Annotated in this window: 12 protein-coding genes; 4 read left to right on the forward strand and 8 right to left on the reverse strand. The window is 69.1% G+C overall.

Annotated features, from left to right (window positions below; translation table 11 throughout):
• The first annotated feature begins 109 nt into the window (after positions 1-109).
• Both AC1Q9M_RS10085 and AC1Q9M_RS10090 read left to right on the forward strand, forming a co-directional pair.
• On the forward strand, positions 110-2,335 hold the full coding sequence (locus AC1Q9M_RS10085; protein WP_492433601.1) for a catecholate siderophore receptor Fiu: 2,226 nt from the start codon (positions 110-112) through the stop codon (positions 2,333-2,335).
• 79 nt (positions 2,336-2,414) lie between these two features.
• The gene (locus AC1Q9M_RS10090) at positions 2,415-3,095 is read left to right on the forward strand and encodes a Fe2+-dependent dioxygenase (protein WP_444686842.1); all 681 of its coding nucleotides are present in this window, start codon (positions 2,415-2,417) and stop codon (positions 3,093-3,095) included.
• Positions 3,096-3,123: 28 nt separating this feature from the next.
• Here the strand turns inward: AC1Q9M_RS10090 and AC1Q9M_RS10095 are convergent, their stop codons facing one another.
• From AC1Q9M_RS10095 to AC1Q9M_RS10130, 8 genes are all read right to left on the reverse strand, one after another.
• Complete coding sequence (locus AC1Q9M_RS10095) at positions 3,124-4,503, reverse strand: sulfite reductase subunit alpha (protein ID WP_444686843.1); 1,380 nt, start codon at positions 4,501-4,503, stop codon at positions 3,124-3,126.
• Positions 4,500-5,519 (reverse strand): FAD:protein FMN transferase, encoded by a 1,020-nt coding sequence (locus tag AC1Q9M_RS10100; RefSeq protein WP_492433604.1) that lies wholly within the window; start codon positions 5,517-5,519, stop codon positions 4,500-4,502. Before AC1Q9M_RS10100 ends, AC1Q9M_RS10095 begins: the two co-directional genes overlap by 4 nt.
• Before the next feature lie 76 nt (positions 5,520-5,595).
• Positions 5,596-6,534, reverse strand: a complete 939-nt coding sequence (locus tag AC1Q9M_RS10105) for a DUF4198 domain-containing protein (RefSeq protein WP_382156934.1) — start codon at positions 6,532-6,534, stop codon at positions 5,596-5,598.
• An 18-nt stretch (positions 6,535-6,552) separates the two neighbouring features.
• Complete coding sequence (locus AC1Q9M_RS10110; RefSeq protein ID WP_291118744.1) at positions 6,553-7,065, reverse strand: DUF2271 domain-containing protein; 513 nt, start codon at positions 7,063-7,065, stop codon at positions 6,553-6,555.
• Positions 7,066-7,087: 22 nt separating this feature from the next.
• Positions 7,088-7,726, reverse strand: a complete 639-nt coding sequence (locus AC1Q9M_RS10115) for a PepSY-associated TM helix domain-containing protein (RefSeq protein WP_382320426.1) — start codon at positions 7,724-7,726, stop codon at positions 7,088-7,090.
• Positions 7,727-7,884: 158 nt separating this feature from the next.
• On the reverse strand, positions 7,885-9,294 hold the full coding sequence (locus AC1Q9M_RS10120) for an efflux transporter outer membrane subunit (RefSeq protein ID WP_444687488.1): 1,410 nt from the start codon (positions 9,292-9,294) through the stop codon (positions 7,885-7,887).
• Between the two features lie 8 nt (positions 9,295-9,302).
• The gene (locus AC1Q9M_RS10125) at positions 9,303-11,306 is read right to left on the reverse strand and encodes a MacB family efflux pump subunit (protein WP_444686845.1); all 2,004 of its coding nucleotides are present in this window, start codon (positions 11,304-11,306) and stop codon (positions 9,303-9,305) included.
• Complete coding sequence (locus AC1Q9M_RS10130; protein ID WP_444686846.1) at positions 11,303-13,210, reverse strand: efflux RND transporter periplasmic adaptor subunit; 1,908 nt, start codon at positions 13,208-13,210, stop codon at positions 11,303-11,305. Before AC1Q9M_RS10130 ends, AC1Q9M_RS10125 begins: the two co-directional genes overlap by 4 nt.
• A 150-nt stretch (positions 13,211-13,360) precedes the next feature.
• Between AC1Q9M_RS10130 and AC1Q9M_RS10135 the strand changes: the two genes are divergently transcribed.
• Positions 13,361-14,914, forward strand: a complete 1,554-nt coding sequence (locus AC1Q9M_RS10135) for an ATP-binding protein (RefSeq protein ID WP_492433607.1) — start codon at positions 13,361-13,363, stop codon at positions 14,912-14,914.
• Positions 14,907-15,623 (forward strand): response regulator, encoded by a 717-nt coding sequence (locus AC1Q9M_RS10140; protein ID WP_492433609.1) that lies wholly within the window; start codon positions 14,907-14,909, stop codon positions 15,621-15,623. Before AC1Q9M_RS10135 ends, AC1Q9M_RS10140 begins: the two co-directional genes overlap by 8 nt.
• The last annotated feature ends 68 nt before the right edge of the window (positions 15,624-15,691 follow it).

The raw sequence follows: 15,691 nt of genomic DNA on the forward strand, positions 1-15,691 counted from the left end.
GAAGCCAGCCAAAGCCCCCGACGACCTGCCGTGCCCTTGCACCGTGCCGGTGTGATGTGGACGCCTGCCAGCCAACACACCATCGCACCCGCACCGCAAGGACTCACCCATGGCCCATATCCGCAGCCGCAAGCACAGCAAACCCGTCCACCTCCTGGCCCTCCTGGCCGCCTCCGTTCCTGCCGCCGGCATGGCGCAGCAGACCACCACCCTGCCCACGGTGACCGTCAAGGAAGCCCCCGAGGTGCCGTACAAGGCCGACAAATCGGCCAACGAGAAGATGACGGCCCCGCTGGTGGACACGCCCAAGACCATCCAGATCATCAAGAAGGAAGTGCTGGAAGAGCAAGGCGCGGTCACGCTGATGGAAGCCCTGCGCAACACCCCCGGCATCACCATGCAGATGGGTGAGAACGGCAACACCTCGGCCGGCGACACCTTCCAGCTGCGCGGTTTCTCGCTGCAGCAGAACACCTTCGTCGACGGCATCCGCGACCTCGGCGCCGTCACGCGCGACACCTTCAACCTGGAACAGGTCGAGATCGTCAAGGGCGCCGCCGGTGCAGAAACCGGCCGTGGCGCTGCGTCGGGCTTCATCAACCTGATCTCCAAGCAGGCCCATCTGGGTGACGAAAGCAGCGCCTCCGGCACGGTCGGCACCGCCAGCCGCAAGCGCGCCACCGTCGATCTGAACAAGCAACTGAGCGAAACCTCCGCCTTCCGCCTGAACGCCATGGTGCAGGACAGTGGCGTGGATGGCCGCGACTATGTGGAGAACAAGGGTTATGGCGTGGGCCTGTCCTACGTCACCGGCCTGGGCACGCCCACCCGCCTGCACCTCTTCAGCCAGCACCTGCGCCAGAAGAACGTGCCGGACGGCGGCATTCCCGCCATCGGCTACGAAGGATTCACCTCGCCGCTGGGCGCCAAGGTGCGCCGCGAGAACTTCTATGGCAGCCCCAGCGACCAGGAAAAGGTCGATGCCGACATGATCACGGCCAAGATCGAGCACGACCTGGGCCAAGGCACGACGATCCGCAACATCACGCGTTTCGGCAAGACCCACATGGACCGCACGCTGACCGGCATCATTGGCATCACCGCCACGAACACCGCCGCCACCGCTGTGAACCCGGCCGTGGTGGCCGCCAACCCGGCCACCTGGCTGGTGGCCCGCTCACGCCAGCGCGTCGATCAGGAAAACACCATCCTCGCCAACCAGACCAGCGTGAACACCGAGTTCAAGGCGGGCGGCATGGAGCACTCCCTGGCAGCCGGTGTCGAGTTGCTGCATGAAAAGCAGAACTCCTTCGACCATGGCACCGCCGTGGGCACGACGCCATCAGCCAACCTGTACAACCCGAACCCGTTCCAGACCATGGCCAACTTCGGCGGGCGCACGGGAGGCGAAACGGGCGGCACCACCAACACCATCAGCGCCTATGCGTTTGACAACGCCAAGCTCAACGAGCGTTGGTCGATCAACGGTGGTCTGCGTGTGGACGTCTACAAGCTGAGCACCGACAACGTCACCTCAGGGGGCGTTCGCACCTTGTTGGACGATTCGCGCAGCCTCGTGAGCTGGAGCGTCGGCAGCGTCTACAAGCCGGCGGAAAACGGCAGCGTCTACGCCTCGTACGCCACCTCGGCCACCCCGCCCGGTACCAGCAACTTCCAGTTGAGCAACGCCGCAGGCAACCAGGCCAATTCGACGCTGGATCCGCAAAAGACCGACACGATCGAACTGGGCACGAAGTGGGAACTGCTGAACAAGCGCATGAACGTGGCCGCGGCCGTGTTCCGCACCGAGAACGATGGTCAGACGTCGCAAGACCCCATCACCGGCCAGGTGTTCCAGTACGGCAAGACGCGTGTGCAAGGTCTTGAGCTGTCGGCCGTGGGCCAGATCACCAACTTCTGGCAGATCACGGCCGGCCTGGCCAAGACCAGCACGAAGGCGCTCAGTCAGCGCTCGCGCAACGCCACCACCGGCGTGGTCACGGTCACCGACGGCGTGCGCTGGTCGCCCGACCTGACAGCCACCGTGTGGAGCTCGTACCAACTGGACAAGCTGACGCTGGGCCTGGGTGCTCGCTACACCTCCGAGCAAAAGCGCGTCGTCACCGTGGGCGGCACGGGCAACGTGCCCAACATCCCCTCGTCCTGGGTCGCCGACGCGATGGTCGCCTACCAACTCACCGACAAGGTCAGCCTGCGCCTGAACGTCTACAACCTGTTCGACAAGGAATACCTGATGGCCCTGAACAACGGTGGTGGCCGACTGGCGCTGGGCCTGCCCCGCTCCGCTGCGCTGACCGCCAACGTCAAGTTCTGATCCCGACCACCCGTCAGAACGCTACCATCGAAAAGGCCCGCCCCATGGCGGGCCTTTTCCCGTTTCAGGAACCCTGTCCATGCTGCTGCACATTCCCCAGGTCCTCACACCAGCCGAAGTGGCCGAGATCCGCCAGGTGCTCGACACCCAGGGCTGGGTGGACGGTCTGCGCTCCACCGGTCCGCAGGCGGCCAACGTCAAGCGCAACCTGCAGCTCGACACCGCGTCCCCCGTGTTCGCGCCGCTCTCGCAGCGCATCGCGCAGGCGCTGCAACGCCATCCGCTGTTCGTCTCGGCCGTGCTGCCAGCCACCATGCTGCCGCCGATGTTCAACCGCTACGAAGGCGGTGGGCACTATGGCAACCACATCGACAACACGATCCAGACCGACCGCTTCAGCGGCCAGAAGGTGCGCACCGACGTGTCCACCACCGTGTTCCTCAGTTCACCCGACGAGTACCAAGGCGGCGAGCTGATCGCCGAGGACAGCTTCGGCATGCACGAGATCAAGCTCGATGCGGGCGACGCGATCGTCTATCCGTCCACCAGCCTGCACCGCGTGGAGCCGGTGACCAGCGGCGTGCGCGTGGCCTCGTTCCTCTGGACGCAAAGTCTGGTGCGCGACGCGTGGCGGCGCTCGATGCTGTTCGATCTGGACATGACCATCCTCAAGCTGCGCAACCAGCTGGGCGACACCGCCGAGGTGGTGGCGCTGACCGGCCACTACCACAAGCTGTTGCAGCAATGGGCAGAGACTTGATCCCCCCGCGCCGGATGCGCCACCCGGTTCAATACACGTCGCGGCGGTAGCGACCGTCGGCGGTGAGCTGCTGCAGCGCCTCTTCGCCCAGGATGGTCTGCAGCGTGCCGTTGACTTCGCCGGCCATGCCTTCAAGGCTGCCGCACACGTACACCGCAGCGCCCTGCCCGACCCATTCCTTCACGTCCGCTGCGGCCTCGGCCAAGGCGTGTTGCACATAGCGCCGCTCGGCCTGGTCGCGCGAGAACACCCAGTCCACACGGCGGAGCCAGCCATCGCGCTGCCAGGCGTCGATCTCGTCGCGGTAGTGCGCGTCGCACGTCGCGTTGCGTTCGCCGAACAACAACCACATGGGCACCTGCCCCTTCCCCGCCGCAATACGCGCCCGCATGTGCCCGCGCAAACCCGCCAGGCCCGTGCCGTTGCCAATCAGGATCAACGGACGCTGAGCGTTGTCACCAATGCGAAAACCGCCATGCGAGCGCACGCGCAGCGTGACGGTGTCGCCGGTCTGCGCAGCTTGCGTCAGCCAGCCCGAGGCCAGGCCGGGGCTGCCGTCGGCGCGGCGCGTTCGGCGCACCAGCAGGTGCACGGCGCCATCCTGCGGCACGGAAGCGATGGAGTAGTCGCGCGGTTCGCCCGGCGCGGTGGGCACCTCCACCTGCACCAGGTCGCCCGCCTGCCACTCGGGCAACGCCGCGCCGGCCTCAGCAGGCACCAGTTCCAGGTGATGCACCTCCTCGCCCGCGCTGCCGGGGTTGAGGTGCTGGCGCGCGCGCAGCCGCCAAGGCTGCAAGGCCGGTGCCTCCCAATCCGGCAGGTCGCTGGTGCCGGCCAGGTGCGCGAGGTGCTGGCGCCAGCGCTGCAGCGCGTCGGGATCGCTCTTGTCCACGTCGATGCGCTCGAACAGGGCCTGCGCGCCGCGGTCCATCAGCCACTGGTCCAGCTGGCGGCCGAAGCCGCAGAAGTGGGCGTAGGTCTTGTCGCCCAGCGCGAGCAGGCCCACGTGCAGGTGCGACAGCGTCACACCCGCGTTGGCCATCACCTGCCGGGCGAACAGCACGGCGCTGTCGGGCGGATCGCCCTCGCCGTAGGTGCTCGCGATGCAGAGCAGGCGATCGGCCTGCTGCAGGTCGGCCAGGCTGATCTGGCTCAGCGGCGCCAGGCGCACCGGCACGCCCGCCGTGTGCAAGGCCTGCGCGGTCTGCAAGGCCAGCTCTTCGGCCTGGCCGGTCTGGCTCGCGTACGCCACCCACCACGCGGGCACACCTGGCGTGGCCGGCAGCAGCGCATCCACCCGGCGCTGCGCGGCGCGCTGCCGGTTGCGGTGCTGCCAGGCGATGGCGCCGCACAGCAGGGCGTAGCACAGCAGCGTGGCCAGGGCGTAGAGCCATTTTTCGCTGGTCATCCGGCGAGTTCCTTCATCGCGGGTGTGAGGGTTTCGGTCAATCGGCCATCGGGCTCGCGCTGCACGAACAAGGCCGCGATGCCGTGCGCGGTGGCCAGGGCCAGGCCCTGCTCTCTTCCGAGCACGGTCAGCGCGGTGGACCAGGCATCGGCCCACAGGCATTCGGTGTGCAGCACGCTCACGGACGCCAGACCATTCGCCAGCGGCCGGCCGTTGCGCGGATCGATGGTGTGCGGCCAGCGCGCGCCATCGTGTGTGTACACGCGCCGGTAATCGCCCGAGGTGGCGACGCACAGCCCATGCAGGGCCACGCGTGTGGTGGGCAGCGGTGCCTGTCCAGGCGCGGTGGGCGGCGATTCGAGGTCCACCCACCAGGGTTGGCCACCCAGCCGCAAGCCCTGGCCCCGCAGCTCGCCCCCCACCTCCACCAGGCTGTGGGGCAAGCCCATGCCGCTCAACCGCCGCGACACCCGGTCCACCGCGTAACCCTTGGCGATCGCCGAGAAGTCCAGCCGCACGCCACCGGGCTGGTGAAGCTGGCGGCTGGCCGCTTGCCATTGCAGGGCGCGCCAGTCGTTGAGCGCCAGGGCGTGCTGCACCGCGCCCTCCGTGGGAGGGGTGAAGCCGGGGTCGGTGTAGCGCGGGCTGGGGCCGAAGCCCCAGAGGTTCACCAGCGCGCCCGCAGCGGGGTTGAACGCGCCGCCGGAAATCTCGGCCAGCCACAGGGCCGCCGCCAGCACCTCGGCCATGGCCTCGGGCACGGTGTGCCACGTGCCGGCCGGGGCGCGGTTGAAGCGCTCCAGGTCGGCGCTCTCCAGCCAGGTGCTCATCTGGGCCACGACCAGATCCAGCTCGTCCTGAACGGCGACGCGCACCAGCCCGCTGGGCGAGGCACCGGCCGCCACCCACCGCACCTGCCAGGTCGTGCCCATGGTCTGGCCGTCCAGGCAGTGTGCCTGGGCACCCAGCATGGGCATCGAAGCATCCAGCTCCAGGGGCACCAGCACACGGTTCATGTTGCGTGGGTCAGAAAACCAAAAAACAACCCCAGCCATCTGCATGGTCTGGGGCATGCCGGCTTGCGCCGGGGCATCAACGGGGCAGGACTTCCAGCGTCAGGCTGTAGCCCGAGCGGCGGACCGGCTCGGCCAGCGTGCCTGCCGGGCCCGTGGGCGCGGGACGCGGTGCGTCGGCGGCAGGGGCTGCGCCCGCGGCGGCAGGCGCAGCGGGGCCACCGGCGCCAGGACCGCCAGCGCCGCCGGGACCGCCCATGCCAGGCGCGCGCGGCGGCGCGATGTTCACCCAGTACATGCCGGCCGCTGGCCACTTGACCTTGATCTCGCCCTTGTCGTCGGTCGTGGTGCGGATTTCACCCAGCTCGCTGCGGTAGCGCAGGCCGGCCAGGATGACGGTGGCCGCGTAACCGGCCGCGGGCTTGCCGTTGTCGATGAAACGGAAGGTGGCGGTGTCGCCTTCCACCAGATCGTTCGGGTGCGTCACCGGCACCAACTCGATGCCGCGGCCCGTGGGCTTGAGGGCTTCGGTGGTGGGCTTGCCGGAGGTCACGAAGGTCTCCACGCGGTTCTGCGACTGGCTCACGCGCAGGTCTTCCGCATTGGCAGGGATTTCCTTGGCCAGCGACTCGGCGGTGCCGCGCAGGCGCTTGCTCTCGGTGCCCACCTTGAAGCTGGCGATGAGGGCGTCGTTCACCAGCGCGAGGCGGTAGGTGCCGGGCTTGTCGAGCTTCACGTCGAACATGCTGCGGTAGCGGCCCTTGGCCTGGTTCTCGGCCTGCACCGGCTGGCCATCGGGACCGATCACCACCAAGTTGTCCAGGCCGGCGGCGTTGTGCTCATAGTAGAAGATGTCGTTGGAGACGGCGGCATCGACCGACACCCAGGGCAGCTGGCCCGAGTAGATGGTGCCCGAGGGCAGCAGCCAGGAGCGGTGCGCATGCACGGCGGCCGGCAGGGCCAGCACGGCCGCGGCGGCCAGGGTGAGAACGCGGGCGCGAACGGTGGTGGTTTTCATGAGGGTCTCCAGTCGGGGTCAGGGTTTGACGGTGACGCTGATCGCGCCGAGTTCGTGTTCGCCACGGGCTTGTGTGGTGGTGGCGGCCTTGGGGGGCCACACGAAGGGCACCTTCACCACCTCGCGGCCACCCACTTCGCGCGCGGCTTCGAGCACGAGGCTGTATTCACCCGGGGCCAGCTTGCCCAGCGCGGTGCTGTCGGCGAACTGCACCGACTGCTCGCCGGGCGCGCGCGTGGCGCCACTGATGCCGTCCACCGGCATCGTGAGCTCGCGGCCGCTCTTGCGCCACCAGGCGCGCATGTCCTTGAGCCACTTGGTGCCCTCGTTGTTGCGCATCTTGATGTCGTACCAGACCGCGAGGTTGCCCGCGAAGGACTGGTCGTTCTTCTCGATCCAGATCGCCACGTAGGGGCGGTGGTACTCCGCCACGGTCAAGCGCGGAATCTCGACTTTGAGCGCCATGTCGGCGGCCAGGGCGGGGAAGGCAAACCCAGCCGCGGAAATGGCGGTGGCGTATCGGATCAACATGGGAACGCAGCTCCTTCGGCAATCAATGGATGAACAGGATCACGAGCAACAAGGGAATCACCAGGCCCGCGCCGACCATGGGCCAGGTCGTGGGGCGGCTTGTCGCGTGGAACTTGAGGATGAACAGGCCGGTGATGCAGAACACCAGGCAGGCCACCGAGAAGATGTCGAGAAACCACTTCCAGGCCAGGCCGGTGTGGCGGCCCTTGTGCAGGTCGTTCAGGTAGGAGATCCAGCCTCGGTCGGTGCGCTCGTACTCCACGCTGCCCGACTCGCGCTCGATGCGCAGCCAGGCATCGCCACCGGGGCGCGGCAGCGAAAGGTAGATCTCTTCGGGCGACCACTCGGCGGTGGTGCCGGGCAGGGGCACGTCCAGCGCCTCGGCCAGCCAGCGGTGCACCTCGGGCGGCAGCACCGCGTTGTCAGGCTCGTCGTCCTTGGGTGCGAGCGCCGTCTGCAGTTCGGCGGGCAATTGCACCAGCTTCTGCTGCACCTGGGGAGCGGCCGCGATGTCGGCCGCGTGGTTGAGGGTGATGCCCGTGAAGGCGAACAGCAGCATGCCGATCAGGCACAGCGCCGAACTGATCCAGTGCCACTGGTGCAGGGTCTTGAGCCAGTAGGCACGGTTGGACGCCGCTTGGGCGGCTGGGGGGTTCTTCACGGGAGTAGAGACAACGCAGAAACGGATCGGAAGCCAACGGAAGGCGGGACATCGCGAGGGCGGAAACCGCCTGCGCTCATCAGCCTGAGAATTATAACTATTCTCATTTAGAAAAGCCCTCGGAGCCCCGCAAAAAGTTGCTGTCCTGCTTCTGTTTTTCAGGAAATCGGCGGCGGCGGACCGGCCCAGTCACCGCCCAGGGCCTTGTACATGTCCAGCGCGGCGGTCAGGCGCGAGAGGCTTTGCGTGGCCAGGGCGTCCAGGGCGGCGAACAGGGTGCGCTGCGCGTCCAGCACCGAGAGCAGATCGCCACTGCCCTCGCGATACCGCAGCTCGGCCAGCTGCAGCGAGCGGCGCGCCTGCGCCACCACCTCGCGCTGCAGCGCTTCCTGGCGCTCGCTGCGCGCCACGTTGCCCAGGCCGTCGTCCACCTCCTTGAGCGCGGTGCGGATGGCCTTGCCGTAGTTCTCGATCAGCACCACGCGCTGGGACTCGGTGCTGCGGATCTGCAGGCGCTGGCGCCCGCCATCGAAGATCGATTGCGCCAGCGAAATGCCCAGCGACACGCTGCGCGTGGGGTCGGCCAGGCTGATCAGGGCCGAGGTGCCCAGGCTGCCCGACGCCGACAGCGACAGGCTCGGCAGCAGCGCCTTGCGCGCGACTTCCACGTTGGCATCGGACGCGGCCAGCTGCGCTTCCGCGGACGCCAGATCGGGGCGGCGCGTGAGCAGCGAGGACGGCAGGCCCGGCGACAGCGCGGGCACACGCAGCTGCGTGAATTCACCCGCTTCAGGCGCGTAGCCTTGCGGCACGCGTCCCAGCAACAGCGCGAGCGCGGTGGCGGTCTGGCGCTGCTGCAATTCGATGGGCAACAAGGCCGTGCGCTGCGACAGCACCGTCGTGCGCTGTTGCGACACTTCCAGCGCCGTGGCCACGCCGTTGCGCTGGCGCGCTTCCACGATCGCCAGCACGCGCTCGGCGATGGCCAGGTTCTCGCGCGCGATGCGCAGGCGCTCGGCGGTGTTGAGCCACAGGAAATAGTTGTTGGCCACGGCCGTGAGCAGCGTCAGGCGCGCGGTCTTCCAGTCGTACTGGCTGGCCTGGAACGAGGCCTCGCCCGCGCGCACGCCGGCCGCGATGCGGCCCCAGAGATCAACCTCGTAGCTGACGGACAGCCCGGCACTGCTCGACTCGCGGGAGGTAGACGCGGTGCCCGGCGCGTCGGTCCGGCCGGCCGTGCTGCCCAGGCTGCCGTTGACCGACGGCAGGCGCGAGACGCCCGCCTGCTGCAGGGCGATGTCGGCCTGGCGCATGCGTTCGATCGCGATGCGCAGGTCCGGGCTGCCGGCCTGCGCCTCTTCGATCAGGCGCTCCAGCGGCTGCGAGCCGAAGGACTGCCACCAGGCGGTGGTCAGCTGCGGCGCGTCGGTCGCGGGCAGCGCGGGCGCGAAGGCGGCGGGCATCTCGACCACCGGCCCACGCGCCGGCTCGGTGCTGGCACAGGCCTGCAAGGCCAGCACGGCGGCCAGGAGCAGCGGTTTGGCCAAGGGGAACATTGACGGTTTCATCACGGTGTTCATTCGGAAGACAGGGCCACGACGGGGTCGAGCCGCGCGGCCTTGCGCGCGGGCAGGTAGCCAAAGATCAGGCCGGTGGCGAAGGCGCAGCCGAACGCCAGCACGACCGGGGTGACGGAGAACTGCACCGCCGTGCCGGTGGCACCGATCACGAAGGCCACGCCCAGGCCGATGACGACGCCGATCAGGCCGCCCAGCGCGGAGACCACCAGCGCCTCGATCAGGAACTGCTGGAGGATGTTGCGCATGCGCGCGCCCGTGGCCATGCGGATGCCGATTTCGCGGGTGCGCTCGGTCACGCTCACCAGCATGATGTTCATGACCCCGATGCCACCGACCAGCAGCGAGATCGCCGCGATCGAGCCCAGCAGGATGGTCATGGTGTTCTGCGTCTCGGTCGCGGTGTCGATGATCGACGCCATGTTGCGGATCTGGAAGTCGATCACGCCATGGCGCTCGGCCAGCAGGGATTCCACCGCCGACTGGGTTTCGTCGATGCGGCTCACGTCGGACACCGCCACCGTCACGTTGCGCAGGAAGCGCTGACCCGACAGGCGCAACTGGCTGGTGGCGTAGGGCACCAGCACCACGTCGTCCTGGTCCTGCCCGTTGGGCGAGGCGCCGCGCGTGCTCATCACGCCCACCACCTGGAAGATCAGGTTGTTCACCAGCACGAACTTGCCCAGCGGCTCCTCGCCACCAGGGAACAGGGCCTTGGCCACGGTCTGGCCCAGCACCGCCACGGTGGCGTATTCCTGCTCGTCCTCGTCCGTGAAGAAGGTGCCGCGCTGCACCTTCCACTGGCGCGCGAGCGGGAACTTGGATGAGGTGCCCAGGATGCTGCTCGAATAGTCGGACTCGCCATAGCGCAAGGTCGCGTTGCTGCTCTGCTCGGGCACGGCCGCCAGCACGTTGGGCACTTCCTTGTCGATCGCGTTCACGTCGGCGAGCACCAGCGTCGCGGTGTTGGAGAAGCCCCGCTGGTTGGGCGCGCCCGGGCGCACCAGCAACAGGTTGGAGCCCATGGCGCTGATGCGGTCGATCACCACCTGCTTGGCGCCGTCACCGATGGCCAGCATGGCGATCACCGAGGCCACGCCGATCACGATGCCCAGCAGCGTGAGGATGGCGCGGAACACGTTGGCGCGCAGGGCGCGCAGCGCGGTCTTGGCGGCCTCGACCACATCGCTCAGGTGCGAGATGCGGCCGGCGCGCGCCGTCCAGTTCTGCGCCGCCAGCGCGGCCTGGCCTTCGGGCGGGCGTGGGCCCGGGTCGGCCAGGATGTGGCCGTCCTTGATCTCGATCACGCGCTGCGCGTGTTGCGCGACCTCGGCGGCGTGGGTGATGAGGATCACCGTGTGCCCCTGCGCCGCCAGCTCCTTGAGCAGGACCATCACGTCGGCGCCGCTCTTGCTGTCCAGCGCGCCGGTGGGTTCGTCGGCGAGGATCACGCGGCCGCCGTTCATCAAGGCGCGGGCGATCGACACGCGCTGCTGCTGGCCACCCGAGAGCTGGTTCGGCCGGTGGTGCATGCGCTCGCCCAGGCCCAGCGAGCCGAGCAATTCGCTGGCACGCTGATGGCGCTCGGCCGGGGGGATGCCCGCGTAGACGGCGGGCACCTCGACGTTGTCCGCCGCGGTGCCGGTGGCGATGAGGTTGTAGCTCTGGAACACGAAGCCGAAGGCATCGCGGCGCAGCTCGGCGAGCTCGTCGCGCTCCAGTTCGGAGACATCGCGGCCCATGAAGAGGTAGCGGCCGGTGGTGGGCTTGTCAAGGCAGCCCAGGATGTTCATCAGGGTGGACTTGCCCGAACCGGACGCGCCCATGATGGCCACCAGCTCACCGGGGTAGATCTGCAGGTCGATGCCGTGCAGCACCTCGACCGACAGGTCACCGTTGTGGTAGGTCTTGGTGATGCCGCTCAGGTCGATCAGCGGCACGCCCGCGCTCTGCGGCGCGGCGCGCAGCGCCTCGGCCTCATGCGACTGCGGCAGCTGGCTCATCGGCGCGCCCCACCGGCGGCGCCACCCGGCATGCCACCAGGACCACCCATGCCCTGCGGCTGCCCCAGGCCCGTGCCCTGTGTCGGGTTGGCAGGACGGCGCTCGGGTTCGCGCACGCCGGCGATCACGCGGTCGCCTTCCTTCAGGCCCGACAGCACCTCGGCATGCACCCGGTTGCTGATGCCGATGGTGACGTCACGCTCTTCGATCGTGCCGTCCTCGGCCATGACCTTGACCTTGGCCTGGCGGGGGCCGCGCGCCGGGCGGGTGGGCCCGTCGTTGCGGGGCATGCCGCTCACGTTCGGCGCCGTGGGCTTGGCGGCCGCGGCGTCCTTGCCGCCGGCATCGGTGCCCGAGGCGGCCCGCTTCTGCGTGGGAGCCGCACCATTGGCGCTGCCGGGTGCCGTGGCCGCGCTGCCACCGTTGGCCTGCGCCTGCTCGCGCTCCTTGCGGCGCTGCTCGCGGAAGCGGGCACGCTCCTCTTCGCTCATGTTCTGGAACGCTTCGGGGCTCATGCGCGGGCGATCGCCGCCCGCACCCGCCGCCGCGCCCGCACCGCCCGGCGCGGCACCACCGGCGGCTTCGCGTTCCTTGCGGCGCTGCTCGCGAAAGCGCGCGCGCTCCTCGTCCGTCATTTTCTCGAACGCCTCGCGGTCCATGCGAGGACGCTCGCCGCCCGCCTGCGCGACCACGGTGTCGGCCACCGTCTTGAAGGACGCCGACGGAATGGCGGACGTGCTCGTGCCCCGCTGCGTCGGCGCCGCCGGGGCGGCGCCCGGGGTGGAGGGAGCGGGCGTGGCACCGGAAGGCGCGGCCGGCGTGGGCGCAGCGCCGGCGCCCGGGTTGTTGCGCGCCCCGCCCGGCCCGCCTTGCTGCCCGCCGCGGTTGCCCTGGGCGCCGCGCTGGATCGTCAGCGCCGACATCGGCACCACCAGCACGTCCTTGGCCTCGGCCACCACGAAGAACACCTGCGCGGTCATCTGCGTCATCAGGCTGCGGTTGTTGTTGGGCACCTCGAACAGCGCGTTGTAGAGCACCACGTTGTTGGTCACCGTGGGCGTGGGTTCGATCTTCTTGAGTTCGCCGTACCAGCGGCGGCCCTGGCCACCCAGGGTGGTGAAGTACACCGGCATGCCGCCGCGCAGCTTGCTCACGTCGGCCTCGGACACCTGGGTCTGCACCGTCATCACCGAGAGGTCGGCGATGCGCATCAGCGTGGGGGCCTGCTGGTTGGTGTTCAGCGTCTGGCCCTGGCGCGCGGTGATGCTCACCACCGTGCCGGCCATGGGCGCGTAGATCTTGGTGTACTTGAGGTTGGCCTCTTCCACCCGCATGCTGGCCTGCAACTGCTCCATCGAGGCCTTGAGCGACTGGATCTGCGCACGCGCCGTCTTCACCGCGGTTTCCGCGTTCTGCAGCGTCTCGGCGGTGGTCGCCTCTTCGGCCATCAAGTTCTTCTGGCGCTGCAGGTCGCGCTCGGCCTTGGCCAGTGTGAGTTCGCGCTCGCCCATCTGGGCCTGTTGCGAGCGCAGCTGGGCGCGGCTGGCGTCCACGCGCGCCATCGAGGTCTCGGCGTCGATCTCGGCCAGCAGGTCGCCCTCCTTGACCTCGCTGCCCACCTCCACGTGGATCTTGCGCAACTGGCCCGACACCTGAGCGCCCACGTCCACATAGTCGCGCGGCTGCAGCGAACCGGTGGCGCTGACCTGGTCCTCGATGTCGCCGCGCTGCACCGTGGCGGTGATGTAGGCGCTCTCGGTCTTGGCGCCCGGCCCCCAGCGGTAGTACGCAAAACCGCCCCCCCCGAGCACGGCCAGGCCCACGAGCGCGATCAGCGCCAGCTTCCAGGTCTTGCGGCGGCGGGCGGCGGGGGCCTTGCCCCCTTCACGTTGGACTTCGTTCATGACAATGCGTTGAGGTTCTGGATGGAGGGCGCCCGCAGGGCTTGCCGGGATGATGCGGGATATTGCCCGCGAAATATGGAAAGAATGAGCAAGCAGAACGCCCTGGCTTGCACAAAGTTTGAAAGATTTGGGTTTAGTCTCGACCACACCATGCAGACCGACCGTGCCACCCCCTCGTCCAGCCGCCGGGCCTGGCTTTCGCGCTTCGACACCCTGCGCGTCAAGCTCTTCCTGGCCATCGCGGGCGCCAACGTGGTGCTGGTCATGTCCGCCTACCTCATCTACAGCTGGAGTTTCGACAAGGGCCTGGTCGAGTACCTGAACAAGGCCGACGAAAACCGGCTGCAGCCCATGATCGTGCGGCTCGCCGAGGGGTACCGCCAGCAGGGCAGCTGGGCCTGGATCACCGAAGACCGCCAGCGCTGGCAGGACCTTTCGCGCGAAGTGCTGGGCACCGGCCGCATGCAGCGCCGCCCCGCCGAGCCGCAGGCAAGCTCACCCGGCCTCCCTCCGGCGCAGACGCCGGCCGACGTGCAGCCCCATGCGCATCCACCACCGCCGCCGCCATCCGCGCAGCCGGCACCCGGCACGCCGAGCGTGCCGCCGCCCCTCACCATCGACCCCCGGCTGCTGCTGCTCGACCCCGGGCGCAACCTGCTCGCCGGCCCGGAAGGCCGCACCGAACAGGCCGTGCTCAAACCCATCCAGGTCAACGGGCAGCTGGTGGGCTACCTGGGCTACGTGCCGCGCCTGCAGATGGTGGCCTCGCTCGAACGCGTGTTCCTGGCCCAGCAGACCCGCACCTTCGCCGCCATCGCGCTGGGCATGCTCGCGGCCGTGTTGCTCAACGCCGCGCTGATCGCGCGCTGGCTCTCCCGGCGCCTGCACGTGCTCGGCGAGGGCACGGCGGCCGTGGCCCAGGGCGACTACAGCGTGCGCCTGCCCGCGCGCGGCCACGACGAACTCGCGCAATTGGCCGATGCCTTCAACCACATGGCCACCTCGCTGCAGGCCGCGCAACAGGCGCGGCAGCAATGGATCGCCGACATCGCCCACGAGCTGCGCACGCCGCTGGCGACCTTGCGCGCCGAGATCGAGGCCTTGCAGGACGGCATCCGCCAGCCCGACACGGCCAACCTCGACTCGCTGGCGCAGGAGGTCAGCCGCCTGACGCGGCTGGTGGAAGACCTGCGGCTGCTCTCCCTGTCCGACCTGGGCGCGCTGGACTACCGCTTCGCGCCGCTCGACCTCGGCCGCTTCGTCGGCCACCATCTCAGCGACGCCGCGGGCCTGCCCGGCAGGCGCCTGCAGGTGCGCACCGAACTGGCCGACGGCGTGGAGATCCGCGCCGATGGCGATCGGCTCGACCAGGTGCTCAACAACCTGCTGCAGAACACGCAGCGCTACAGCGCCGACCCCGCCACGCTCAGCGTGCAGGTGCGCCGCCAAGACACCGAGGCCCAGCTGACCTGGGAAGACACCTCGCCGGGCGTGCCGCCCGACGCCCTGCCCCGCCTGACCGAGCGGCTCTACCGCGTGGACGAGTCGCGCGCCAGCGCCAGCGGTGGTTCGGGCCTGGGCCTGGCGATCGCGCACGCCATCATCGTCGGCCACGGCGGGCGCATGCAGGCCTCGGCCAGCGCGCTCGGCGGCCTGCGCTGGGACATCTGGCTGCCCCTGAACACGGAAGCCGCGCATGGCTGAGCGCAGCATGATGGCCAGCCGCATCCTCATCGTCGAGGACGAAAACAAGATCGCCGGCGTGCTGCTGGACTACCTGAAACAGTCCGGCTTCGACACGCACCACCTCACGCGCGGCGACGAGGTGGAAGACTGGCTGGAACACCACCCGGTGGACCTGGTGCTGCTGGACCTGATGCTGCCCGGCAAGAGCGGGCTGGACGTCTGCAAGGCGCTGCGCGCCGGCACGCCGGGCAAACAGGCGCCAGCCATCATCATGGTCACGGCGCGCGTGGAAGAGATCGACCGCCTGCTCGGGCTCGAACTCGGGGCCGACGACTACATCTGCAAGCCCTTCAGCCCGCGCGAAGTGGTGGCGCGCGTGAAGGCGGTGCTGCGGCGCGGCACGCACGCGGTGGAGGCCACGGCCGACGAACTGCCCCATGGCCTGCAGCTGGACGACGCCGCCTGGCGCGCCACCATCGCCGGGCACGACCTGGGCCTGACCGCCGTGGAGTACCAGCTGCTCAAGGTGCTGAGCGCGCGGCCCGGGCGCATCTTCTCGCGCGAACAGCTGATGGACTCGATGTACCAGGACGAGCGCATCGTCTCGGACCGCACGGTCGACAGCCACATCAAGAAGCTGCGCCGCAAGATCCAGGAGCACCTGCCGGAGCAGGAGCTCATCCACTCGGTCTACGGCCTGGGCTACAAATTTGAACCACCCCTGTAGCGGCTGCGCCGCTTTCCCCTCAAGGGGACGACACCAGCGGCCTGGCGAAGCCAGTTCCGCGGTGCCTC

The sequence above is a fragment of the Hydrogenophaga sp. GW823-FHT04C09 genome (assembly GCF_058796355.1).

Coding starts and splice junctions, on each gene's coding strand:
- AC1Q9M_RS10110 (WP_291118744.1), bottom strand. CDS start 7,065: ATGTTGATCCGATACGCCACCGCCATTTCCGCGGCTGGGTTTGCCTTC.
- AC1Q9M_RS10100 (WP_492433604.1), bottom strand. CDS start 5,519: ATGAACCGTGTGCTGGTGCCCCTGGAGCTGGATGCTTCGATGCCCATG.
- AC1Q9M_RS10090 (WP_444686842.1), top strand. CDS start 2,415: ATGCTGCTGCACATTCCCCAGGTCCTCACACCAGCCGAAGTGGCCGAG.
- AC1Q9M_RS10140 (WP_492433609.1), top strand. CDS start 14,907: ATGGCTGAGCGCAGCATGATGGCCAGCCGCATCCTCATCGTCGAGGAC.
- AC1Q9M_RS10085 (WP_492433601.1), top strand. CDS start 110: ATGGCCCATATCCGCAGCCGCAAGCACAGCAAACCCGTCCACCTCCTG.
- AC1Q9M_RS10125 (WP_444686845.1), bottom strand. CDS start 11,306: ATGAGCCAGCTGCCGCAGTCGCATGAGGCCGAGGCGCTGCGCGCCGCG.
- AC1Q9M_RS10120 (WP_444687488.1), bottom strand. CDS start 9,294: ATGAAACCGTCAATGTTCCCCTTGGCCAAACCGCTGCTCCTGGCCGCC.
- AC1Q9M_RS10105 (WP_382156934.1), bottom strand. CDS start 6,534: ATGAAAACCACCACCGTTCGCGCCCGCGTTCTCACCCTGGCCGCCGCG.
- AC1Q9M_RS10095 (WP_444686843.1), bottom strand. CDS start 4,503: ATGACCAGCGAAAAATGGCTCTACGCCCTGGCCACGCTGCTGTGCTAC.
- AC1Q9M_RS10135 (WP_492433607.1), top strand. CDS start 13,361: ATGCAGACCGACCGTGCCACCCCCTCGTCCAGCCGCCGGGCCTGGCTT.
- AC1Q9M_RS10130 (WP_444686846.1), bottom strand. CDS start 13,210: ATGAACGAAGTCCAACGTGAAGGGGGCAAGGCCCCCGCCGCCCGCCGC.